Below are 21141 nucleotides of genomic sequence, written 5' to 3'. Positions count from 1 at the left end.
CCCCCTCGCTCAATAGACCACGACGCTGCGGATGCTCTCGCCGGCATGCATCAGGTCGAAGCCCTTGTTGATCTCGTCCAGCGTCAGCCGATGCGTAATCATCGGATCGATCTGGATCATCCCGTTCATATACCAGTCGACGATCTTCGGCACGTCGGTGCGCCCGCGTGCGCCGCCGAACGCGGTGCCCTTCCAGACGCGCCCGGTGACGAGCTGGAACGGGCGCGTGCTGATCTCCTTGCCCGCCTCGGCGACGCCGATCACGATCGATTCGCCCCAGCCGCGATGCGCGCTCTCAAGCGCCTGCCGCATCACGACCGTGTTGCCGGTGCAGTCGAACGTATAGTCCCCGCCGCCATCGGTCAGCGCGACCAGATGCTGGACGACATCGCCGACGTCCCTGGGGTTGACGAAGTCGGTCATCCCGAACTGCCGCCCCCATTCCTCGCGATCGGGGTTGATGTCGACCCCGACGATCCGCGCCGCGCCGGCCAGCTTCGCGCCCTGGATGACGTTGAGCCCGATCCCGCCGAGCCCGAACACGATCACCGTCGCGCCGACCTCGACCTTGGCGGTGTTGACCACCGCGCCGACCCCGGTGGTGACGCCGCAGCCGATATAACAGCTGGTGTCGAACGGCGCGTCGGGGCGAATCTTCGCGACCGCAATCTCTGGCAACACGGTGAAGTTCGAGAAGGTCGAGCAGCCCATATAATGGTAGATCGGCTGCCCCTTGTAGCTGAAGCGCGTCGTGCCGTCGGGCATCAGCCCCTTGCCTTGCGTGGCGCGGATCGCGGTGCACAAATTGGTCTTGCCGCTGAGGCACGACTTACACTGGCGACATTCCGGCGTGTAGAGCGGAATGACGTGATCGCCGGGCACGACGCTGGACACCCCCGCGCCGACCTCGCGGACGATCCCGCACCCCTCGTGGCCGAGCACGCTGGGGAACAGCCCCTCGCTGTCGAGCCCGTCGAGCGTATAGGCATCGGTGTGGCAGATGCCGGTCGCCATGATCTCGACCAGCACCTCGCCGGCCTTCGGGCCTTCGAGATCCAGCTCGACGATCTCCAGCGGCTTCTTCGCCTCGAACGCGACGGCGGCGCGGGTTTTCATGGGGGCAACCTCTTAATGACTGGTGCGCGGCGTCTTAGGCGGCGCGGGCGGGGGTGTTCAACCCGGGGGGCGTGCGACGACGCGACGCCTCAAGAAGTGATGTTCACGCGGAGGCGCGGAGGCGCGGAGAAGGGAAGTGAGCGTCTCCCGGCCGAACTATCGCTCCGGCGGCGGGCTTCCCCGGCTTCACGATCGGGAGACGCTCTTCTTCTCTCCCGCCTCCGCGCCTCCGCGTGAGCCAAACATCATCACCGCTTCGCGCACGCGCCCGACGACGCTACACCCGAACGATGACCCACCGCCCTCTCGCCGGCCTGCGCGTCCTCGAACTCGCGCGCATCCTCGCCGGACCATGGGCCGGGCAGTTGCTCGCCGACCTCGGCGCAGACGTCATCAAGGTCGAGCGCCCCGGCGAGGGCGACGACACCCGCCACTGGGGCCCGCCGTTCGTCGTCGACACGCCCGGCGAGCGCGGCGCGGCGGCCTATTACCACGCCTGCAACCGCGGCAAGCGCTCGGTCGCGATCGACATCGCCACTTCAGAGGGACAGGCGCAGGTGCGCGCGCTCGCCGCCGGCGCGGATGTGGTGATCGAGAATTACAAGGTCGGCGGGCTGACCAAATACGGGCTCGACCCCGCCGCATTGCGCGCCGCCAATCCGCGGCTGATCGTCTGTTCGATCACCGGCTTCGGGCAGGACGGCCCCTATGCGCAGCGCGCCGGCTACGACTTCATCATCCAGGGCATGGGCGGGATGATGTCGATCACCGGCGAGCCCGACGGCCCGCCGCAGAAGGGCGGGGTCGCGCACGCCGATCTGTTCACCGGCGTCTACGCCACCGTCGCGATCCTCGCCGCGGTGGTCGCACGCGCAGCGAGCGGCGTCGGCACGCATATCGACATGGCGCTGCTCGACACGCAGGTCGCGGTGCTCGCCAATCAGGCGCTCAACTGGATGGCGAGCGGCGTGGTGCCGCAGCGCGTCGGCAACGGCCACCCCAACCTCGCCCCGTACCAGAGCTTCCCGACCAGCGACGGCGACCTGATCGTCGCGGTCGGCAACGATCGCCAGTTCGCCAAGCTGTGCGCGGTGCTGGATGTACCGGCGCTGGCGGGGGACGCGCGGTTCGCGACCAACCCCGCGCGCGTGGCGAACCGCGCGGCGTTGCTCCCGCTGCTGGTGGCGCGCACCGTCCTGTGGCGCGCCGCCGATTTGCTCGCCGCGCTGGAGGCGGCGGGCGTGCCGGTCGGCCCGGTCAACCGCATCGATCAGGTCTTCGCCGACCCGCAAGTGATCGCGCGCGGGATGCAGCTGGCGATGGCCGGCATCCCCGGCCTCGCCTCACCGATCCGCTACGACGGCGCGCGCGCGGTGGCGGCGCGCCCGAGCCCGCGGCTGGGGGAACATGCGGGGGCGGAGTGGTTGTGAGCGGGGCAATGGAATGAATCCAGTTGCGCGCGATATTCGCCAACCTTTCCCTTCGCACGAGCTGAGCAGACCGGGAAGTTGGCATGCGCCCGCCCCCGGCCGATCCTTCTCAGGAGAAGGCCTGAGCGCTAGGTGGTCACCATGAAGATGTTGTTGGCGATGCTACTGGCGTCGGTTGCAGCCGCCGCGCAGACCTGACACCGCAAGCGCGACCCAGTGAGAGTAGCGAAATGACCGACGCCGCAAACGTAATCGCCGTGGACCATACGGGCTTCGCTGTATCGTCGCTGGACGATGCCATCCGGTTCTGGACGGGAGCGCTTGGCTTCACGCTCGAGCGACGTTCGGAGATGGGAGGCGACTTCCTGCATCAGGTGACGGGCGTCGACGATCAGAGTGTGAAAACGGCGATCGTCAAGGCACCCGACGGCTACGTGGTCGAATTGCTGCAATATTCGAAAGGGCATCAGAACGGGGCGGTGCCCAGCGGCGCGGGATCGATCGGAGCGGCCCACCTGGCGCTTACCGTGAAGGATATCCATGCCGCCATTGCCCGCGTCGAGGCAGCAGGATGGAAGGCCAAAGGTAGTCCGCTGCCGATCGCGGGAGGCCCACGGAAGGGAACTTTGGTGACCTACGTTTCCGGTCCCGATCATATCACGGTAGAGCTTATGCAGCCGCAAGCTCGTTACTAGGCCGGCGGACGCAACCCCGCTTCATCATCCCGTTGGGGGCAGCGGGTGGCCACGCGTGGGCTCCTATACACGCCCGCGCACTCGAAAGCGGCCGGCCCGGAAACCACCGAGCAAAGACGTTCGACCTCGCCTCAACCCAGCGCCACAAGCGCCTCCGCCTACCCCAGCGGCGCCCGCACCGGCACCCCCCGCCGCCGCCAGCGCCTCATGCGCCTCGGCCACCGTCGCCTGCCCGAAGTGAAAGATCGACGCCGCCAGCACCGCCGAGGCGTGCCCCTCGACCACCCCCGCGACCAGAATCGCCCAGCGACCCGACCCCGCCGCTCGCCACAACAGGGACGGCGGTGCGGTCGGCAATCGCGCGGATCAGGTCGAGGTCGTAGCCGCCCTTGGTCCCGTCGCGATCCATCGACGTCACCAGCAACTCGCCCGCGCCCAGCTCGGCCAGCCGCAGCGCGTGTTCGATCGCGTCGATCCCGGTCGCGCGGCGACCGCCATGCGTGAACACCTCCCAGCCCTCCCCGCTGCGCCGCGCGTCGACGCTGGCGACGCAGCACTGGCTGCCGAAGCGCTCGGCGATGTCGGCGACCACCTCGGGGCGCGCCACCGCCGCGGAATTGACCGCAACCTTGTCCGCGCCCGCCAGCAGCAGCGCGCGCGCATCCTCAGCGGTGCGCACGCCGCCGCCGACGGTCAGCGGCATGAAGCACACCGCCGCGGTCCGCCGCACCACGTCGAGGATCGTGCCGCGCGCCTCATGGCTGGCGGTGATGTCGAGGAAGCAGAGTTCGTCCGCCCCCGCCGCATCATAGGCGCGCGCCTGTTCGACCGGATCGCCGGCATCGACCAGATCGACGAAATTGACGCCTTTGACGACGCGCCCGCCGGCAACGTCGAGGCACGGGATCACACGGGCGCGAACAGTCATGCGCGGCTCATGCCCGTGCGGCGGGACTGGGGCAAGGGCGTCAGAACGGCGCGGGGATGAAGCGCGTGACGGTCGCGGTCGCCACGTGATCGCTTGGCACGTAGCGCAGCTCGGTCACGACACCGCCGCGCTGCCCCATCCACATGACGATCTCGTCCTGCTCGCGTAAGATCATCCATGGCTGCACGCGCGCGAGTTCGCGACGGAGCCCCGCCGCCGTGGCACACAACCGCGATCCGGTGCGGTCAGTACAGCGATAGCGCGGTGCGCCATGCCCGGCCCGCCACTCGTGCAAGCGCGTGAGTTCGACGATCGCAACGGCGGGAGCAAGGTCGGGGTGCGTGCCGACATAGTCTCCCGTCGGGCAGCCAGCGCCGCTGCCGAGCGCGACTTCGGGATGGGATCGGGCCCGATCCGCATCCAGATAGTGAGGTCCGGCCGTGTCATCCGAATGAAGACGACTGAAAGACACACGCCAATAATGGCGCAGACAGCCTCCGCCGGGCAGCGCGGTCGCACGCTCGACCATCGTCAGCTCGGTCGTGCCGGGCGGCGGGAGCGCATCGCCCTCGCGCCGCACCTCCACGATCGGCGCGTGCGGATAACCGGCAAGCGCCAGTTCCCCCCCCCGCCGCGGGCGACAAGCGCGTGACTTCCTCCAGCGTGGGGGTGGTGGAAGCGGCGAGAAGCAGCAGCGCGGCGATCATGACGACGGTTCTAGCGCGTTCCGCTCGACCGCCCCAGCATCCGCATCACCCGTTTCGGTCGGCCCGCTCCGCATAGCGCCGCGCCAGCCAGGCGCAGACGAACAATTGCACCTGATGGAAGATCATCAGCGGCAGCACGACCAGCCCCACGCTGTGCGCGGGGAACAGGATCGCCGCCATCGGGATGCCGCTCGCCATGCTCTTCTTCGACCCGCAGAAGACGGTCGCGATCTCGTCGGGGACCGTGAAGCCGAGCGCGCGCGACGTCAGCGTCATCGCGCCGATCACGATCGCGAGGATCACCAGCGAGACGAGCACGATCGCCACCAAGGTCAACGGCGAGACATGCTGCCACAGCCCGGCGACCACGCCCGCGCCGAACGCGGCATAGACGACCACCAGCACCGATCCGCGATCGACCACCTTGGTCAGCAGCGGATGCGCGAGCAGCCACGCCTGCGCCCACGGCCTGATCGCCTGCCCGATGACGAACGGCAGCAGGATCTGCAAGGCGATGTCGCGCAACGCGTCGAGCGACAAGCCGCCGCTGGCGGTCGCGAGCAACTGCGCGACCAGCAACGGCGTGATGACCACCCCGACGAGGTTCGACAACGACGCGCTGCACAGCGCGGCGGGGACGTTGCCGCGCGCGATCGAGGTGAAGGCGATCGACGACTGGACGGTCGACGGCAGCAGGCAGAGATATAATAGCCCGGTGACGATCGGCGCGGGCAGCCACGCATGCGTCACCGCCGCGACGCCGAGCCCGATCAGCGGGAAGAGCAGGAAGGTGCTGGCGAACACCAGCAGCTGCAACCGCCATTGCGCCAGCCCGGCCCAGATCGCCTGCGGCGCGAGCCGCGCGCCGTACAGCAGGAACAGCAACGCCACCGCGACGGTGGTGCCATGTTCGACCCACACTGCCGCCTCACCCCGCGCCGGCAGGACGGCGGCAAGCGCGACGGTCGCGATCAGCAGCAGCAGGAAGCGGTCGGCGCGCGCCAGCACCGCGCCGATGCGCCCGGTCCTCACGCCGGTCAGCGCCCCGCCACCCGCAGCGCCTCGCCGAGGTCGAGCCGCCCGTCATACAAGGCGCGCCCGGTGATGACGCCCTCGACGCCATCATCGGCATGCGCGGCGAGCTGGTGGATGTCGTCGATGTCCGCGACTCCGCCGCTGGCGATCACCGGGATACGCACCGCGCGCGCCAGCGCGACGGTCGCGGCGACGTTGCAGCCCTTGAGCAGCCCGTCGCGCCCGACGTCGGTGAACAATACCGCCGCGACGCCCGCATCCTCGAATTGCCGCGCGAGATCGGCGACGCTGGTGGTGGAGACCTCCGCCCAGCCCTTGGTCGCGACCATCCCGTCGCGCGCGTCGACTGCCACGACGATCTGGCCGGGATAGCGCGCCGCCATGTCGCGGACGAACTGCGGCTGTTCGAGCGCGGCGGTGCCGATCACCACCCGCGCCACACCCAGATCGAGCCATGCCGCGACCGCCTCGGGCGTGCGGATGCCGCCGCCGAGCTGCACCTTGCCCGGAAACGCCGCGACGATCCCGCGCACCGCCTCACCGTTGACGCTCTCGCCTGCGAACGCGCCGTCGAGATCGACGACGTGCAGATGCGTCGCGCCCGCTTCGGCGAAGGCACGCGCCTGCGCGGCGGGATCCTCGCCATAAACGGTCGCGCGCGCCATATCGCCCTCTGCGAGCCGGACAACCTGCCCGCCTTTGAGGTCGATCGCGGGGAAGACGATCAGGGACGCCATGCCAGAAACCTTTCGAGCAGCGCCAGGCCGTAGCGCTGGCTCTTTTCGGGGTGGAATTGCACGCCCAGCACCGTGTCGCGCGCGACCGCGGCGGTCACCGGGCCGGCATGGTCGGTGGTCGCGACCACGCCCGCGCCGGTGAAGGCGTAGCTATGCAGGAAATAGGCCTCGCCGGGCATGATCAGCGGATGGCCGGCGGTCGGCACCACGTCGTTCCAGCCCATGTGCGGGACCTTGGCGTCGCTGCCCGCCGGGTCGATCCGGCGCACGCTGCCCGCGATCCAGCCGAGCCCTTTGTGGACGCCGAGTTCCTCGCCCGTTTCGGCGAGCAACTGCATCCCGACGCAGATGCCGAGAAACGGCGCGCCCTGCCCGAGCACCCGCTCCTCCAGCGCCGCGACCATCCCCGGCACCGCGCGCAGGTTCGCCGCGCACGAACCGAACGCGCCGACGCCGGGCAGCACGATGCGATCGGCGCGCCGCACCACCTCGGGGTCGGCGGTGACGGTCAGATCGGTGCAGCCCGCCGCGCGCAGCGCGTTCTCGACCGAATGGAGGTTGCCGGCCTGATAGTCGATCAGCGCGAGCGTCATGCCAGCCACCCGTGCAGCTCGGTGGCGGCGAAGCTGGCGTTGAACGGCACGACCTCCGCCGTCGCGACCCCGCTGGTCACGAACGGATCGGTCGCGACCACTTGCTCGACCGCCTCGCGCGCGCCGCGCATCACGATCACCCCGCCGGTGCGCGGCGCGCGCCGCCCCGCGACGAGGAACACGCTTTGCCCGAACCCCTGCTCCAGCCATGCGACATGCGCCGCCATCTGCGCGTCCACTTCATCGAGCGGGCGCACATAACTGAGCAGCACGACGCACAGCCCGCCGCCGGCGCGGAACCCCGTCACAAAGTTCCCTTGGTCGAGGGGATCGCATCGGCCTTGCGCGGGTCGATCTCGACCGCGGCGCGCAGCGCGCGCGCCAGCCCCTTGAACATGCTCTCGGCGATGTGATGATTGTTGTCGCCGTACAGCGTCTCGATGTGCAGCGTGATGCCGGCGTTCTGCGCGAAGCTGTGGAAGAAATGCTGGAACATCTCGGTGTCCATCTCGCCCAGCCGGGCCTGCGAGAAATGCGCGCGCCACACCAGCCACGGCCGCCCGGAAATATCCAGCGCGACGCGGGTCAGCGTCTCGTCCATCGGGCTCAGCGCGTCGCCGTAGCGGCGGATGCCGCGCTTGTCGCCGAGCGCCTGCGCCACCGCGCTGCCGATCGCCAGCGCGGTGTCCTCGACGGTGTGATGCGCGTCGATGTGCAGGTCGCCGTCGCAGCGGACGTGCAGGTCGATCAGCCCGTGGCGCGACAGCTGTTCGAGCATATGGTCGAAGAAGCCAACGCCGGTCTTCACGTCGTAAACCCCCGTCCCGTCGAGGTTGACGGTGACGGCGACCTTCGTCTCCGAAGTGTCGCGGCGGATCGTGGCGGTGCGCATATCGCCTCGTCCATAACGCGCATGTCGTTCCAAGCAACCTTGACCATGCCGCGCACCGCGCTACCCATGGCGGCCATGAGCGATATGCTGCCCGACAGCCTGATCCCCTATGACGAAATCGTGCAGGAAGCCCTGCGCGCGGTCGTGGGGCGCGTGCTGGGAACCGTGGCCGAGTCGGGCGGCCTGCCGGGCGAGCACCACTTCTACATCACCTTCAAGACGCAGGCACCCGGGGTCGACATCCCGCAGCGGCTGATCGAGCGCTTCCCGGACGAGATGACGATCGTCCTCCAGAACCGCTTCTGGGACCTGACGGTCGATCAGGAGCGCTTCTCGGTCGGCCTCAGCTTCAACCAGGTGCCGTCGAAGCTGGTGATCCCCTATTCGGCGATCACGGGTTTCCACGACCCGACGGTCAATTTCGAGCTGCGCTTCCAGGCGCAGGAAGGCCCCGGCGACGGCCCGGGCCCGCACGACCCGGCCGAGAACGACGGCCCGAGCGTGACCCCGGTCGAGGACGGGTCGAACGTCGTGGCGGTGGATTTCAAGAGGAAGAAATGACCGCGCCAGCGGCACACCAGTGCGCCGCGGTCGCGAAGCGAGGCGCGGGCACGGCCGGCGCGCAGCAAGCGCGTCCGACGTCATGGGATTTACTCCCATGACGTGCCCCCTCCCCCCCGTCATTGCGAGCGCAGCGAAGCAATCCAGAGCGTCGCGCGCGGGACTCTGGATTGCTTCGCTGCGCTCGCAATGACGGACCGACCCACATGATCGACCACATCCCCAACCCCGGCGAGGCCGAACTCGACGCGATCCTCGCCCCGCTGGCCGCGCACAACGACGCCGCTGCCGGCCCCACCGAGCGCCACAAGGTCGCGCTGATCCTGCGCGACGAGGCCGGCACCGCGATCGGCGGCTTGTGGGCGGAGGCGAGCTATCGCTGGCTGTTCGTCAAATATCTCGCGCTCCCGCCGGAAGCGCGCGGCAGGGGACAAGGCCGCGCGCTGATGCTGGCGGCGGAGGACGAGGCGCGACGGCTCGGCTGCGTCGGCATCTGGCTCGACACGTTCAGCTTTCAGGCGCGCGGCTTCTACGAAAAGCTGGGTTACGACGTGTTCGGCCAGATCGACGACTACCCACCCGGCGAGGCGCGCTTCTTCCTGTCGAAGCGGCTTGACCAGCCTAACGCCCCCACCCTCGAGCCGTCGCCCCGGGCTTGACCCGGGGCCCCGCTTCTTCACGACGGCTGACGATAAAGCGGGATCCCGGGTCAAGCCCGGGATGACGAAGGGTGAAGTGCATCACGGCAGACATGCGGCCCATTGCGCAACAACCGCCCGCCCGGCCAGTTATCCCCGCATGACCCAGGCCACCCGCACCGAAACCGACTCGATCGGCCCGATCGAGGTCCCCGCCGACGCCTATTGGGGCGCGCAGACCGAACGCAGCCTCGAGAACTTCCCGTTCGGCGCGCGCGAGCGGATGCCGATCGAGATCGTCCACGCGCTCGCCCTCGTCAAACAGGCCGCCGCGCGCGTCAACCGCCGCCACGGGCTGGCCGACGACAAGGCCGAGGCGATCGAACAGGCCGCGCAGGAAGTCGCATCGGGTCAGCTCGACGATCACTTCCCGCTCGTCATCTGGCAGACCGGCAGCGGCACGCAGAGCAACATGAACGTCAACGAGGTGATCGCCGGTCGCGCCAACGAAATCCTGACCGGCACGCGCGGCGGCAAGTCCCCCGTCCACCCCAATGACGACGTCAACCGCGGCCAATCCTCGAACGACAGCTTCCCGACCGCGCTCCACATCGCCTGTTCGATCGCGGTGCGGCAGCGATTGCTCCCGGCGGTCGAACGGCTCCACGCCGCGCTCGATGCCAAGGCGCAGCAATGGCGCGACCTCGTCAAGATCGGCCGCACGCATCTGCAGGACGCGACCCCGCTGACGCTCGGCGACGAATTCTCCGGCTATGCGCACCAGCTCTACCGCTGCCTCAGGCGGATCGGGCCGGCGGTCGAGCAAGGCACCGACCGGCTCGCACAGGGCGGCACCGCGGTCGGCACCGGGCTCAACGCCCCCGCCGGGTTCGCGCGCGACATCTGCGCCGAACTCGGCGCGATCACCGGCATCGCGTTCAGCCCGGCCGACAATTTCTTCGAGGCGCTGGCGAGCAACGATCCGCTCGTCCATCTGTCGGGCACGCTGAACACGCTCGCAGTGGCGTGCACCAAGATCGCCAACGACATCCGGCTGCTCGGCTCAGGCCCGCGCTGCGGGCTCGGCGAACTCGATCTGCCCGCCAACGAGCCGGGTAGCTCGATCATGCCCGGCAAGGTCAACCCGACCCAGTGCGAGATGCTGACGATGGTCGCGGCGCAGGTGATCGGCAACCATGTCGCGGTGACGGTCGGCGGCGCGCAGGGGCATCTCGAACTCAACGTTTTCAAGCCGGTGATCGGCGCGGGGGTGCTGCGCTCGATCGACCTGCTCGCAACCGGCTGCGACAGTTTCGCCGAACGCTGCGTCGAGGGGCTGACCGCCAATGAAGGGCGGATCGCAGAATTGCTCGACCGCTCGCTGATGCTCGTCACCGCGCTCGCGCCCGAGATCGGCTACGACAATGCCGCGAAGATCGCCAAGCACGCCCACGCCGAGGGGCTGACGCTCAAGGAAGCCGGGCTCGCGCTGGGGCTGGTCGATGCGGAGACCTTCGACCGCGTGGTGCAGCCCAAGGCGATGCTGGGTCGCTCGTAAAGCCCGTCGCCCCGGACTTGATCCGTGGCCCCGCTTTTCCGGCGCGTGACGACAACACCCGTGAACGTCATTGCGAGGAGCGGAGCGACGCGGCAATCCAGCGTCTGGGCCCACCGCTCTGGATCTCCGCTGCGCTCGCAGTGACGAGCTGGATCGATCCGGCGCCCTGATCTTCCATTTGACCGTCAAGAGGAAGAAGCGGGGTCCCGGCTCAAAGGCCGGGGCGACAACCTTTATCCGTCATTGCGAGCGTAGCGAAGCAATCCAGGGCCGGATCAGGACGCCCTGGATTGCTTCGCTACGCTCGCAATGACAACCGATAGATACGAGGCCGTCTCATCATGATCTGACGTCTGCTCAGTCAACCGGAACCGCACCGCCCCCCACGGCATTGTTGATGCGAAACGAACAGGGGTTCTCATCATGGGTGCTACCACGATCGGCGCGCTGATCGGCGGCGCGATCGACTCGATGTCGGGCGACGACAGCGCCGCCGACGGCGCCTTGTACGGCGCGATTACCGCCAATGTCCTGAAGGTCGCGCTGCCGATCGTCGCCACATGGGCGATCGGCTGGGGCGTGCTGAAGGGAATCGAAATCCTCGGTGACAGCGTATCGGAAAGGATCAAGGCATGATTCGCAGCATTTTGGGCGGACTGATCGGGCGCGAACTCGACCGGCGCGGGCGTGACGGCGGTGCCGGCGGCGCGATCCTCGGCGCGGTCGCCGCACGCGCGGTGACGCGGATGGGGCCGCTCGGCTGGGCGCTCGGCGGTGCCTATGTCGCGAAGAAGGCTTATGACCGGCACAAGGCCAGCAAGGTCGCCACCGCCGGCCGGCCCTCGCGCTACCCGCCGGGCGCCTGACCCATGATCGCCTGCGCGGGCGGAGAGCCATTGACCCCGCCCGCGCGACGCGGCACCCCGTCGCCATGACCGCTACCGACACGTTCGACCGGCTGTTCGCGACGATCGCCGCGCGCAAGGGCGCCGACGCCGACGGCTCCTACACCGCCTCGCTGTTCGCACGCGGCCGCGCGCGGATCGCGCAGAAGATCGGCGAGGAAGCCACCGAGATCGTCATCGCCGCCATGGGGCAGAACCCGCGTGCGATCGTCCCCGAGGCCGCCGACCTCTTCTATCACCTTTTCGTGCTGCTCGCCGACGCCGGGCTCACCCCTGACGACATCCGCGCCGAGCTGGCGCAGCGCGAGGGCACCAGCGGGCACGAGGAAAAGGCCGCGCGCGGCCCCCGCCCCCTCTCCTTCCGCGCCGGATGAGGAGCCCCGCATGAGCGTCGACGCCACTTTGCCCTATGACGACGGCAACATCTTCGCGCGGCTGCTGCGCGGCGAGATCCCGTCGAAGCGCGTCTATGAGGACGATCACACGATCGTCTTCCACGACATCGCGCCCTGGGCGCCGACGCACCTGCTGGCGGTGCCGCGCGGCAGCTACGTCAGCTGGGACGACTTTTCGGCCAACGCCAGCGACGCCGAGATCGTCAGCTTCACCCGCGCGATCGGGCAGGCAGCGCGCGACGCCGGGCTGGTCGCCAGCGGCTACCGGCTGCTCGCCAACACCGGGCTCGATTCGCATCAGGAGGTGCCGCACCTGCACGTCCATATCCTCGGCGGGCGGGCGCTCGGTCCCATGCTGGTGCACAACGATCGTCGCGATTGAAACCGTCATCGTAGCGCAACACTATTGCGCCTCCGCGATCCGCCGCTAGGCTCCCGCCAAATGTGATTTTCCGGGGGCTTCGACCTACATGATATTCGGGCGCGTCAAACCTCTCGACGCCATCCTCGCCACCGCCGAGAAAAAGTCGCTGCATCGCACGCTCGGCTGGTTCCAGCTCACGCTGTTCGGCATCGGTTGCGTGATCGGCACCGGCATCTTCGTGCTGACCGCGGCGGGCGCGCAAAAGGCCGGTCCCGGCCTGATGCTCGCCTTCGCGATCGCCGGCGCGATCTGCATCGTCGCCGCGCTCTGCTATGCGGAGATCGCGGCGATGATCCCGGTGGCGGGTTCGGCCTATACCTACACCTATTCGACGATGGGCGAATTGCTCGCCTGGACGGTTGGCTGGGCGCTAATCCTCGAATATGCGGTGGCGGCCAGCGCGGTTGCGGTCGGCTGGTCGGGCTATTTCACCGGCACGATCCTCAACCAGTTCCTCGGCATCCATCTGCCGCCATGGCTGTCGGCGGCGCCGCTGGCGCTGGGCGGCGCGCCGGGCGGGTTCATCAACCTGCCGGCAGTGGTGATCTCGCTGCTCATCACCTGGCTGTTGATGATCGGCACCACCGAGAGCGCGCGCGTCAACGCGGTGCTGGTCGCGATCAAGGTGACCGCGCTGACCGCGTTCGTCGCGCTGACGCTGCCGAGCGATTATTTCAGCACCGACCGCTTCAACCCGTTCCTGCCGGCGGGCGTCTTCGGCGGCTTCGGCACCGGGGTCGGCGCGGTCGGCGCGGCGGCGACGATCTTCTTCGCCTATGTCGGGTTCGACGCGGTCTCGACCGCGGCGGAGGAGACCAAGGACCCGCAGCGCAACGTGCCGATCGGGCTGATCGGGTCGCTGCTGTTCTGCACCGTCTTCTACATCCTCGTCGCGGCGGGCGCGATCGGCACGATCGGCGGGCAGCCGATCATGGGACCGAACGGCATCCCCTTCCCGGCCGGCTCCGAGGAACTGGCCCGCGAATGCGCGCTGCCGCAATATAAGGACGCGTTGGTCTGCTCGGGCGAGGCGCTGGCGCACGTCCTGCGCACGATCGGCTGGTCGGGCGTCGGCAATCTGCTCGGCATCGCGGCCTTCGTCGCGCTGCCGTCGGTGATCCTGATCCTGATGTTCGGCCAGACGCGCATCTTCTTCGTGATGAGCCGCGACGGTCTGCTCCCCGAGCGGCTGTCGACCGTCCATCCGAAGTGGAAGACGCCACATATTGTCACCGCAATGACCGGGGTCGGCGTCGCGTTCGCCGCCGCCTTCCTGCCGGTCGGTCAGCTGGCGGACATCGCCAATGCCGGGACGCTCTACGCCTTCGCGATGGTCGCGGTGGCGGTGATGATCCTGCGCCGCACCGCCGCCGCGCATCCCCGCAGCTTTCGCACCCCGGCGCTGTGGCTGGTCGGGCCGCTGACGATCGTCGGCTGCGTGTTCCTGTTCTTCAACCTCCCCTCGGCGGCGATGCTGGTGCTGCCGGTGTGGGGCGCGGTCGGGCTGGTGATCTACTTCGGCTACAGCCGCCGCAACAGCCATCTCGGGCGCGGGATCGTCGAGGTCCACGAGACGCACTGAGCGGAGGCGTGAGGCTAGAGAAGAGGGCCGGGAGGAGCGATCCCCCCGGCCCTTTCTTCGTCGCCCCTGCGCAGGCAGGGGCCCATGTCTGTATCGTGCCGCAATAAGATCTGACACATGCAGCGACACCGCTGTGTCAGGCCGCCCACATCACGAGACAGCCATAGGCCCCTGCCTGCGCAGGGGCGACGGCACTTATACTTGAGGGCGCGCCTTCAGCTCGTCGCGGATCTCGCGCAGCAGCACCACCTCGGCGGGATCGGCGGCCGGCTCGGCATCGCCGGCGGCCTTCTCGCGCTCGACGGTCGCGATCAGCTTGTTGACGCTGCGCATCAGCAGAAAGACGATGAACGCGAGGATCAGGAAGTTGATGACGACGGTGATGAACTCGCCATAGCCCAGCAGCGGCACGCCGGCCGCCTTGAGCTGCGCATAGCTGGTCAGCGAGCCCTTATAGTCGGCCGGCACCGGCCCGAGCCGGAAGAAATAGCTGGAAAAGTCGAACCCGCCGAACAAGGCGCCGACGATCGGCATGATGACGTCGTCGGTCAGCGACTTGGTGATGGTCGCGAACGCGCCGCCGATGATGACGCCCACCGCCAGATCCAGCACGTTGCCGCGCGCGATGAACGCCCGGAAATCCTTGAGCATGATCGGCTTCCTTCCCTGTTGCACGATATGACCGAGGTTAGGCGCGGTTTTTCGCTTCGCCAACCCGCGCGGGGCCGATAAACGAGGGCCCATGACCCATCCGCACCGCGACGCCGCCTTCCTGCCCGAAACCGCCTGGGAAGGCCGTTATATCAAGGTCGTCAAGCAGGGAGGCTGGGAGTTCGTCGCCCGCCAGCGCGGCATTCAGGCGGCGGTGATCGTCGCGATCGACGACGCCGACCGCGTCGTGCTGGTCGAGCAATATCGCGTGCCGCTCGGGTGCCGCTGCCTCGAACTCCCTGCCGGGCTGATCGGCGACGAGACCGAGGGCGAGGCGGTCGCGGTCGGCGCGGCGCGCGAGCTGGAGGAGGAAACCGGCTATCGCGCCGGACGGATCGAGGAGCTGGGCTTCTTCCATTCCTCGCCGGGGATGAACAGCGAGGGCTTCACGCTGGTGCGCGCGCACGATCTGGTCAAGGTCGGCGACGGCGGCGGCGAGGCCGACGAGGATATCGAGGTGCATTTGGTGCCGCGCACCGAGATCGCCGCGTTCGTCGCGCAGAAGCGCGCCGCGGGCGTGGCGATGGACGTCAAGATGCTGGTGCTGCTCGCGGATGTGTTGATCGCGTAACCGTCGCGCCAACCGCCGTCGCCCCTGCGAAGGCAGGGGCCTATGACTGTTTCGTCCGTCGGAGCGTTCGACACATTACGCGCCGCGCCTGTGTCAAACCGCGCACGTCAATTCGAGAGACATGGGCCCCTGCCTGCGCAGGGGCGACGGGGTTTGGGGCGGACCGTCCGCCCTCATCACGTCATCCCGGACTTGATCCGGGATCCCGCTTCTTACTTACCTCGGTCGCCAGGAAGAAGCGGGGCCCCGGATCAAGTCCGGGGCGACGGCATCGCGTTCTGAACCGACGTCACCTCAGCGAAAATTATCCGCATAGCTCTGCAGCTTGAGCTTCTTCTCCGGCGTCGGGATCACCGTATACGCCAGCCCCTGCGCCTCGGCATAGGCAACCGCCGCCTCGCAGGTCGGGAAGAACAACCGGATCTGGTCGCGCGTGTCGCCGCTGCCCGCCCAGCCGGTCAGCGGATCGGGGCGCTTCGGCTCGCCGGGCTCGAACTCCAGCTGCCACATGTCGGTGCGGGCCTTGCCGGACTGCATGGCGTTCTTGGGGCGCTGGAAGATGCGGGCGGTCTGCATGATGGGCTCCTCCTACGTCCCACGCGGCGAACAGGCAATGGTTCCCGCCGACATCACGCCGCAATCTTGCGGGCCGGATCACGCCACCTATATCGCCCTTCGTCACACGCGGTTGCGCTGCCGTAACGGGGCGTGGCGGCGATGAAGTCACAAATATGCAGGGGCTAGGTAAAGCACTCATGGCAAAAGTTATCGGTATCGACCTCGGCACCACCAATTCGTGCGTGGCCGTGATGGAAGGCGGCAAGGCCAAGGTGATCGAGAATGCGGAAGGCGCGCGCACCACGCCGTCGATCGTCGCCTTCGCCAAGGACGGCGAGCGGCTGATCGGGCAGCCCGCCAAGCGTCAGGCCGTCACCAATGGCGACAACACGATCTTCGCGGTGAAGCGCCTGATCGGCCGTCGCTTCGACGATCCGGTCACCAAGAAGGATACCGAGCTGGTCCCCTATCACATCGTGAAGGGTGCCAATGGCGACGCGTGGGTGCAGGCCGGCGGCAAGGACTACAGCCCGTCGCAGATCAGCGCCTTCACGCTGCAGAAGATGAAGGAAACCGCCGAATCGTACCTCGGCGAGACGGTCACGCAGGCGGTCATCACCGTGCCGGCGTACTTCAACGACGCGCAGCGTCAGGCGACCAAGGACGCCGGCCAGATCGCGGGTCTCGAAGTACTGCGCATCATCAACGAGCCGACCGCGGCGGCGCTGGCCTATGGCCTCGACAAGCAGGACGGCAAGACGATCGCGGTCTATGACCTCGGCGGCGGCACCTTCGACGTCTCGATCCTCGAGATCGGCGACGGCGTGTTCGAGGTGAAGGCCACCAACGGCGACACCTTCCTGGGCGGCGAGGACTTCGACAACAAGATCGTCGACTATCTGGCCGAAGGCTTCAAGAAGGATGAGGGCATCGACCTCACCAAGGACAAGCTCGCGCTCCAGCGGCTGAAGGAAGCCGCCGAAAAGGCGAAGATCGAGCTGTCGTCGGCGGCGTCGACCGAGGTCAACCTGCCCTTCATCACCGCCGACCAGAACGGCCCGAAGCATCTGGTGAAGACGATCACCCGCGCCGATCTCGAGCGGCTGGTCGAGGACCTGATCAAGCGCACGCTCGACCCTTGCAAGAAGGCGCTGGCGGATGCCGGCGTGTCGGCCAGCGAGATCAGCGAAGTGGTGCTCGTCGGCGGCATGACCCGCATGCCGCGCGTCCGTGAGGTCGTGAAGCAGTTCTTCGGCAAGGACCCGCACACCGGCGTCAACCCGGACGAGGTCGTCGCGATGGGCGCCGCCATCCAGGCGGGCGTGCTGCAGGGCGACGTCAAGGACGTGCTGCTGCTCGACGTGACCCCGCTGTCGCTGGGCATCGAGACGCTGGGCGGCGTGTTCACGCGCATGATCGACCGCAACACCACGATCCCGACCAAGAAGTCGCAGACCTATTCGACCGCTGACGACAATCAGCAGGCGGTGACGATCCGCGTCTTCCAGGGCGAGCGCGAGATGGCGGCGGACAACAAGCTGCTCGGCCAGTTCGACCTGCTCGGCATCCCCCCCGCCCCGCGCGGCGTGCCGCAGATCGAGGTGACGTTCGACATCGACGCCAACGGCATCGTCAACGTCAGCGCCAAGGACAAGGGCACCGGCAAGGAGCAGCAGATCCGCATCCAGGCCTCGGGCGGTCTGTCGGACGCCGACATCGACAAGATGGTCCGCGACGCCGAGTCGTTCGCCGAGGAGGACAAGAAGCGCCGTGCGGCGGCCGAGGCGAAGAACAACGCCGAATCGCTGATCCACACCACCGAGCGTCAGCTCGCCGACAATGGCGACAAGGTCGATGAATCGCTCAAGGGCGAGATCCAGTCGGCGATCGACGCGGCCAAGGCGGCGGTCGAGAGCAACGACCCGGAGCAGATGAACGAGAAGAGCCAGGCGCTGGCGCAGGTCGCGATGAAGCTCGGTCAGGCGATCTACGAGAAGCAGCAGCAGGCCGATGCCGCGCCGCAGGGCGAGGCGGGCGCCGAAGAGGCCAAGAAGGACGACGTGGTCGACGCCGAATTCTCGGAAGTCGACGAGCAGAAGTGAAGTGACATCCTAGCCCTCTCCCCCTCGGGGAGAGGGTTGGGAGAGGAGTAGTGAGAGGGCGTATCTTCACAACGCAGTAACGCGTTCGTGGCCGCCCCTCACCCAACCCTCTCCCCGGAGGGGAGAGGGCTGATTTGTCTATGACCGAAATCGACTATTACGAGCTGCTCGAATGCGAGCGCACCGCCGATGCGGCGACGATCAAATCGTCGTACCGCAAGCTCGCGATGAAATACCACCCCGACAAGAACGCCGGGTGCAAGGACTCTGAAGCGAAGTTCAAGGCGGTCAGCGAGGCATACGATTGCCTCAAGGACCCGCAGAAGCGCGCGGCCTATGATCGCTTCGGCCATGCCGCGTTCCGCAACGGCGGTGGCGGGCACCAGTCGCAGGATTTCGGCGGCTTCTCCGACATTTTCGAGAGCGTGTTCGGCGAGTTCATGGGCGGGCAGCGCGGCGGCGGCGGGCGGCAGCAGACGCGCCGCGGCGCCGACCTGCGCTACGACATGGAGATCACGCTGGAGGAGGCGTTCCACGGCAAGGAGACGGAGATCACCGTCGACATCTCCGCACCGTGCGACACGTGCCACGGCACCGGATCGAAGCCCGGCACGCACGCCCACACCTGCCAGCATTGCCACGGCCACGGCAAGGTCCGTGCGCAGCAGGGCTTTTTCGTCGTCGAGCGCGCCTGTCCGCTCTGCCACGGCTCGGGGCAGGTCATCACCGATCCGTGCGGCGACTGCCGCGGCGAGGGGCGCGTGGAAAAGACCAAGACGCTCGCCGTCTCGGTCCCGCCCGGCGTCGACGAAGGCACGCGCGTCCGGCTGACCGGCGAGGGCGAGGCGGGCGCGCGCGGCGCACCGGCCGGCGACCTCTACATCTTCCTTCACGTCAAGCGGCACGCGCTGTTCGAGCGCGAGGGCACGACTTTGTTCGCGCGCGCGCCGATCAGCTTCACCACCGCCGCGCTCGGCGGGACGATGTCGATCCCCGGCCTCGATGGGAAACGCCATGAGGTGAAAATTCCGGCGGGCATCCAGTCGGGCAAGCAGCTCCGCCAGCGCGGCGCCGGGATGCCGGTGCTGCAAGGCCGCGGACACGGCGATCTGGTGATCCAGATCGACGTCGAGACCCCGACCAAGCTCAGCACGCGCCAGCGTGCGTTGCTGGAGGAGTTCCGCGAAACCGAGACCGGTGAGGAATGCCCGCAGAGCCAGGGCTTCTTCTCGCGGCTCAAGAATGCCATTGCGGGCGAATGACCGAGCCTGAATCCAACCCGCCAGCGCCTCAACATTCGCAACATTCGCCGGAGGACGCCGGGGCGCAGCATTGCGGACTGGTGGCGGTGGTCGGCGCGCCGAACGCCGGAAAGTCGACGCTGGTCAATGCCTTGGTCGGACAGAAGGTCGCGATCGTCAGCCCCAAGGCGCAGACGACGCGCACCCGGCTGATGGGCGTGGCGATCGAGGGCGACACGCAGCTGCTGCTGGTCGACACGCCCGGCATCTTCGAGCCGAAGCGCCGCTTCGACCGCGCGATGGTGTCGGCAGCATGGGGCGGGACCGAGGGCGCGGACGTGATCGCGCTGGTCGTCGACGGCAAGGGCGGGCTCGGCCCCAAGGTGACCGAGATCGCCGAGGCGTTGAAGGGCCGGCCCGAGCCGATCTATCTCGTGCTCAACAAGGTCGACCTCGCCGACAAGCCCAAGTTGCTGCTCCACGCCGAGAAGCTCAACGCGCTGCTGCCATTCGCGGAGACGTTCTTCATTTCCGCGCAGACCGGCGACGGCGTCGCGCATTTCAAGCGCGAGCTGGCCAAGGCGCTGCCCGCCGCGCCGTGGCACTATCCCGAGGATCACGTCTCCGACGCGACCGAGCGCGCGATGGCCGCCGAGGTGACGCGCGAGCAATTGTACCTGCAACTCCACGCCGAGCTGCCTTATGCCAGCGTCGTCGAGACCGAGAAGTTCACCGACCGCCCGGACGGCTCGACCGAGATCCACCAGCAGATCATGGTCGAGCGCACCTCGCAGCGCGCGATCGTGCTCGGCAAGGGCGGCGCGCGGATCAAGGAGATCGGCGCCAAGGCGCGCGCCGAGTTGGCGGTGCTGCTCGACCGTCCGGTGCATCTGTACCTGCACGTCAAGGTCAAGCCCGGCTGGGACGAGGATCGCGGCGTCTACCGCGACCTCGGCCTCGACTGGGTGGAGTGACGCCCGACTACCCACCGTCGCCCCTGCGCAGGCAGGGGCCCATGTCTCTCTCCGCCGCCACCACGTCAGCGATGGCCACCAGCCCTCGCAGTCACCCCGGCGAAGGCCGGGGTCCAGCATGCCGCAAGAGCAACGACGGCGGTGCCTGCGGCGACGTGGATCCCGGCGTTCGCCGGGATGACGAAAGAAGGGCAGACGCGCTCGTCACCCTCATGACAGCGCGCGCAACCGCAGGCATGTAGCTGAAATGGCGCTCCTCACCCGCCTCCGCACCGTCCTCGCCGAGGAACGCTGGGACTATGCGCCCCACGAACGTCCGGTCATGCCGGGCTCGCCCGGTTCGCCCGACCACCCGCGCCGCCGCAAGCTCGCCTATGCTTTGGTCGCGATCCTCGTCGGGCTGACCAGCGGGTTCGGCAATGCCTTGGTCAGCGCGAACACCGTGACGCTGGCGGGGGCGCTCGGGCTCGATCCGGCCGAGATCGCGTGGCTGCCGACGGTCTATGTGATGACCAACGTCAGCATCAACCTGCTGCTCATCAAGTTCCGCCAGCAATTCGGTTTGCGGCCGTTCGCGATCATCTTCCTGTCGCTCTATCTGCTGCTGACGCTCGGTCATCTGTTCGTGCGCGATTTCTGGTCGGCGGTGCTGGTGCGCGGCGCCAGCGGCATGGCCGGCGCGGCGCTCAACACCTTCGCGCTTTACTATCTGATGCAGGCCTTCCCCGCCAAATGGCGGCTGCGCGCGATCGTGCTCGGGATCGGCATCCCGCAACTCGCCACCCCCG

General features: G+C 68.1%; 24 protein-coding genes and 1 pseudogene. 14 read left to right on the top strand and 11 right to left on the bottom strand.

What is annotated here, in order from left to right:
- Positions 1 to 9: 9 nt before the first annotated feature.
- Positions 10 to 1116 carry an S-(hydroxymethyl)glutathione dehydrogenase/class III alcohol dehydrogenase gene (locus tag PGN16_RS17670; RefSeq protein ID WP_335310675.1) on the bottom strand — a complete coding sequence of 369 codons (1107 nt, stop codon included), beginning with the start codon at positions 1114 to 1116 and terminating at the stop codon, positions 10 to 12.
- 290 nt (positions 1117 to 1406) lie between these two features.
- On the opposite strand from PGN16_RS17670, the gene PGN16_RS17665 reads away from it, so the two are divergent.
- Complete coding sequence (locus tag PGN16_RS17665; RefSeq protein WP_335310674.1) at positions 1407 to 2546, top strand: CaiB/BaiF CoA transferase family protein; 1140 nt, start codon at positions 1407 to 1409, stop codon at positions 2544 to 2546.
- Between the two features lie 230 nt (positions 2547 to 2776).
- Positions 2777 to 3241: a VOC family protein gene (locus PGN16_RS17660; RefSeq protein WP_335310673.1), complete on the top strand. Its 465-nt coding sequence runs from the start codon at positions 2777 to 2779 to the stop codon at positions 3239 to 3241.
- Positions 3242 to 3427: 186 nt separating this feature from the next.
- On the opposite strand, the pseudogene hisF reads toward PGN16_RS17660, so the two are convergent.
- From hisF to hisB, 7 genes and pseudogenes are all read right to left on the bottom strand, one after another.
- Positions 3428 to 4169 (bottom strand): annotated as a pseudogene (hisF, locus tag PGN16_RS17655) (imidazole glycerol phosphate synthase subunit HisF); the annotation flags it as partial.
- Between the two features lie 40 nt (positions 4170 to 4209).
- Complete coding sequence (locus PGN16_RS17650; RefSeq protein WP_335310672.1) at positions 4210 to 4755, bottom strand: hypothetical protein; 546 nt, start codon at positions 4753 to 4755, stop codon at positions 4210 to 4212.
- 166 nt (positions 4756 to 4921) lie between these two features.
- Positions 4922 to 5908 carry a bile acid:sodium symporter family protein gene (locus PGN16_RS17645; RefSeq protein ID WP_335310671.1) on the bottom strand — a complete coding sequence of 329 codons (987 nt, stop codon included), beginning with the start codon at positions 5906 to 5908 and terminating at the stop codon, positions 4922 to 4924.
- A 5-nt stretch (positions 5909 to 5913) separates the two neighbouring features.
- Complete coding sequence (gene hisA / locus PGN16_RS17640; RefSeq protein ID WP_335310670.1) at positions 5914 to 6648, bottom strand: 1-(5-phosphoribosyl)-5-[(5-phosphoribosylamino)methylideneamino]imidazole-4-carboxamide isomerase; 735 nt, start codon at positions 6646 to 6648, stop codon at positions 5914 to 5916.
- A complete protein-coding gene (gene hisH, locus PGN16_RS17635) occupies positions 6636 to 7241 on the bottom strand; it encodes an imidazole glycerol phosphate synthase subunit HisH (RefSeq protein ID WP_335310669.1) in 606 nt (201 codons plus the stop codon). Before hisH ends, hisA begins: the two co-directional genes overlap by 13 nt.
- Positions 7238 to 7549, bottom strand: a complete 312-nt coding sequence (locus PGN16_RS17630; protein ID WP_335310668.1) for a YciI family protein — start codon at positions 7547 to 7549, stop codon at positions 7238 to 7240. Before PGN16_RS17630 ends, hisH begins: the two co-directional genes overlap by 4 nt.
- The gene (hisB, locus tag PGN16_RS17625) at positions 7546 to 8133 is read right to left on the bottom strand and encodes an imidazoleglycerol-phosphate dehydratase HisB (protein ID WP_335310667.1); all 588 of its coding nucleotides are present in this window, start codon (positions 8131 to 8133) and stop codon (positions 7546 to 7548) included. Before hisB ends, PGN16_RS17630 begins: the two co-directional genes overlap by 4 nt.
- A gap of 75 nt (positions 8134 to 8208) precedes the next feature.
- On the opposite strand from hisB, the gene PGN16_RS17620 reads away from it, so the two are divergent.
- The 8 genes from PGN16_RS17620 (at position 8209) to PGN16_RS17585 (ending at position 14196) form a co-directional block, all read left to right on the top strand.
- The gene (locus tag PGN16_RS17620; protein WP_028966722.1) at positions 8209 to 8694 is read left to right on the top strand and encodes an SspB family protein; all 486 of its coding nucleotides are present in this window, start codon (positions 8209 to 8211) and stop codon (positions 8692 to 8694) included.
- A gap of 206 nt (positions 8695 to 8900) precedes the next feature.
- Positions 8901 to 9353, top strand: a complete 453-nt coding sequence (locus PGN16_RS17615) for a GNAT family N-acetyltransferase (protein ID WP_335310666.1) — start codon at positions 8901 to 8903, stop codon at positions 9351 to 9353.
- 139 nt (positions 9354 to 9492) lie between these two features.
- On the top strand, positions 9493 to 10890 hold the full coding sequence (gene fumC, locus PGN16_RS17610) for a class II fumarate hydratase (RefSeq protein ID WP_335310665.1): 1398 nt from the start codon (positions 9493 to 9495) through the stop codon (positions 10888 to 10890).
- 423 nt (positions 10891 to 11313) lie between these two features.
- Positions 11314 to 11526: a hypothetical protein gene (locus PGN16_RS17605; protein ID WP_335310664.1), complete on the top strand. Its 213-nt coding sequence runs from the start codon at positions 11314 to 11316 to the stop codon at positions 11524 to 11526.
- A complete protein-coding gene (locus PGN16_RS17600) occupies positions 11523 to 11756 on the top strand; it encodes a hypothetical protein (protein WP_184035265.1) in 234 nt (77 codons plus the stop codon). The genes PGN16_RS17605 and PGN16_RS17600 overlap by 4 nt, the downstream gene beginning before the upstream one ends.
- 65 nt (positions 11757 to 11821) lie before the next feature.
- Complete coding sequence (locus PGN16_RS17595; protein WP_335310663.1) at positions 11822 to 12169, top strand: phosphoribosyl-ATP diphosphatase; 348 nt, start codon at positions 11822 to 11824, stop codon at positions 12167 to 12169.
- A gap of 10 nt (positions 12170 to 12179) precedes the next feature.
- Positions 12180 to 12572, top strand: a complete 393-nt coding sequence (locus PGN16_RS17590) for an HIT domain-containing protein (RefSeq protein ID WP_335310662.1) — start codon at positions 12180 to 12182, stop codon at positions 12570 to 12572.
- Between the two features lie 88 nt (positions 12573 to 12660).
- Complete coding sequence (locus PGN16_RS17585) at positions 12661 to 14196, top strand: amino acid permease (RefSeq protein WP_335310661.1); 1536 nt, start codon at positions 12661 to 12663, stop codon at positions 14194 to 14196.
- Between the two features lie 195 nt (positions 14197 to 14391).
- On the opposite strand, the gene mscL is transcribed toward PGN16_RS17585, so the two are convergent.
- A complete protein-coding gene (gene mscL, locus PGN16_RS17580) occupies positions 14392 to 14847 on the bottom strand; it encodes a large conductance mechanosensitive channel protein MscL (protein ID WP_335310660.1) in 456 nt (151 codons plus the stop codon).
- Between the two features lie 91 nt (positions 14848 to 14938).
- On the opposite strand from mscL, the gene PGN16_RS17575 reads away from it, so the two are divergent.
- Positions 14939 to 15478: an NUDIX hydrolase gene (locus PGN16_RS17575; protein ID WP_335310659.1), complete on the top strand. Its 540-nt coding sequence runs from the start codon at positions 14939 to 14941 to the stop codon at positions 15476 to 15478.
- 294 nt (positions 15479 to 15772) lie between these two features.
- Here the strand turns inward: PGN16_RS17575 and PGN16_RS17570 are convergent, their stop codons facing one another.
- On the bottom strand, positions 15773 to 16054 hold the full coding sequence (locus PGN16_RS17570; protein ID WP_335310658.1) for an ETC complex I subunit: 282 nt from the start codon (positions 16052 to 16054) through the stop codon (positions 15773 to 15775).
- Positions 16055 to 16233: 179 nt separating this feature from the next.
- On the opposite strand from PGN16_RS17570, the gene dnaK reads away from it, so the two are divergent.
- From dnaK to era, 3 genes are all read left to right on the top strand, one after another.
- On the top strand, positions 16234 to 18138 hold the full coding sequence (dnaK, locus tag PGN16_RS17565) for a molecular chaperone DnaK (protein WP_335310657.1): 1905 nt from the start codon (positions 16234 to 16236) through the stop codon (positions 18136 to 18138).
- Between the two features lie 140 nt (positions 18139 to 18278).
- On the top strand, positions 18279 to 19400 hold the full coding sequence (gene dnaJ, locus PGN16_RS17560; RefSeq protein ID WP_335310656.1) for a molecular chaperone DnaJ: 1122 nt from the start codon (positions 18279 to 18281) through the stop codon (positions 19398 to 19400).
- Positions 19397 to 20353 (top strand): GTPase Era, encoded by a 957-nt coding sequence (gene era / locus PGN16_RS17555; RefSeq protein ID WP_335310655.1) that lies wholly within the window; start codon positions 19397 to 19399, stop codon positions 20351 to 20353. Before dnaJ ends, era begins: the two co-directional genes overlap by 4 nt.
- Before the next feature lie 91 nt (positions 20354 to 20444).
- On the opposite strand, the gene PGN16_RS17550 is transcribed toward era, so the two are convergent.
- Positions 20445 to 21128 carry a hypothetical protein gene (locus PGN16_RS17550; RefSeq protein ID WP_335310654.1) on the bottom strand — a complete coding sequence of 228 codons (684 nt, stop codon included), beginning with the start codon at positions 21126 to 21128 and terminating at the stop codon, positions 20445 to 20447.
- Positions 21129 to 21141: the final 13 nt, after the last annotated feature.

Origin of the sequence: Sphingomonas phyllosphaerae (genome assembly GCF_036946485.1) — a bacterium.
Classification (GTDB): Bacteria; Pseudomonadota; Alphaproteobacteria; order Sphingomonadales; family Sphingomonadaceae; genus Sphingomonas; species Sphingomonas phyllosphaerae_E.
This window is presented reverse-complemented; position numbering and strand designations above follow the sequence as displayed.

Coding starts and splice junctions, on each gene's coding strand:
- PGN16_RS17670 (WP_335310675.1), bottom strand. CDS start 1,116: ATGAAAACCCGCGCCGCCGTCGCGTTCGAGGCGAAGAAGCCGCTGGAG.
- PGN16_RS17665 (WP_335310674.1), top strand. CDS start 1,407: ATGACCCACCGCCCTCTCGCCGGCCTGCGCGTCCTCGAACTCGCGCGC.
- PGN16_RS17660 (WP_335310673.1), top strand. CDS start 2,777: ATGACCGACGCCGCAAACGTAATCGCCGTGGACCATACGGGCTTCGCT.
- hisA (WP_335310670.1), bottom strand. CDS start 6,648: ATGGCGTCCCTGATCGTCTTCCCCGCGATCGACCTCAAAGGCGGGCAG.
- hisH (WP_335310669.1), bottom strand. CDS start 7,241: ATGACGCTCGCGCTGATCGACTATCAGGCCGGCAACCTCCATTCGGTC.
- hisB (WP_335310667.1), bottom strand. CDS start 8,133: ATGCGCACCGCCACGATCCGCCGCGACACTTCGGAGACGAAGGTCGCC.
- PGN16_RS17620 (WP_028966722.1), top strand. CDS start 8,209: ATGAGCGATATGCTGCCCGACAGCCTGATCCCCTATGACGAAATCGTG.
- PGN16_RS17615 (WP_335310666.1), top strand. CDS start 8,901: ATGATCGACCACATCCCCAACCCCGGCGAGGCCGAACTCGACGCGATC.
- fumC (WP_335310665.1), top strand. CDS start 9,493: ATGACCCAGGCCACCCGCACCGAAACCGACTCGATCGGCCCGATCGAG.
- PGN16_RS17605 (WP_335310664.1), top strand. CDS start 11,314: ATGGGTGCTACCACGATCGGCGCGCTGATCGGCGGCGCGATCGACTCG.
- PGN16_RS17600 (WP_184035265.1), top strand. CDS start 11,523: ATGATTCGCAGCATTTTGGGCGGACTGATCGGGCGCGAACTCGACCGG.
- PGN16_RS17595 (WP_335310663.1), top strand. CDS start 11,822: ATGACCGCTACCGACACGTTCGACCGGCTGTTCGCGACGATCGCCGCG.
- PGN16_RS17590 (WP_335310662.1), top strand. CDS start 12,180: ATGAGCGTCGACGCCACTTTGCCCTATGACGACGGCAACATCTTCGCG.
- PGN16_RS17585 (WP_335310661.1), top strand. CDS start 12,661: ATGATATTCGGGCGCGTCAAACCTCTCGACGCCATCCTCGCCACCGCC.
- mscL (WP_335310660.1), bottom strand. CDS start 14,847: ATGCTCAAGGATTTCCGGGCGTTCATCGCGCGCGGCAACGTGCTGGAT.
- PGN16_RS17575 (WP_335310659.1), top strand. CDS start 14,939: ATGACCCATCCGCACCGCGACGCCGCCTTCCTGCCCGAAACCGCCTGG.
- PGN16_RS17570 (WP_335310658.1), bottom strand. CDS start 16,054: ATGCAGACCGCCCGCATCTTCCAGCGCCCCAAGAACGCCATGCAGTCC.
- dnaK (WP_335310657.1), top strand. CDS start 16,234: ATGGCAAAAGTTATCGGTATCGACCTCGGCACCACCAATTCGTGCGTG.
- dnaJ (WP_335310656.1), top strand. CDS start 18,279: ATGACCGAAATCGACTATTACGAGCTGCTCGAATGCGAGCGCACCGCC.
- era (WP_335310655.1), top strand. CDS start 19,397: ATGACCGAGCCTGAATCCAACCCGCCAGCGCCTCAACATTCGCAACAT.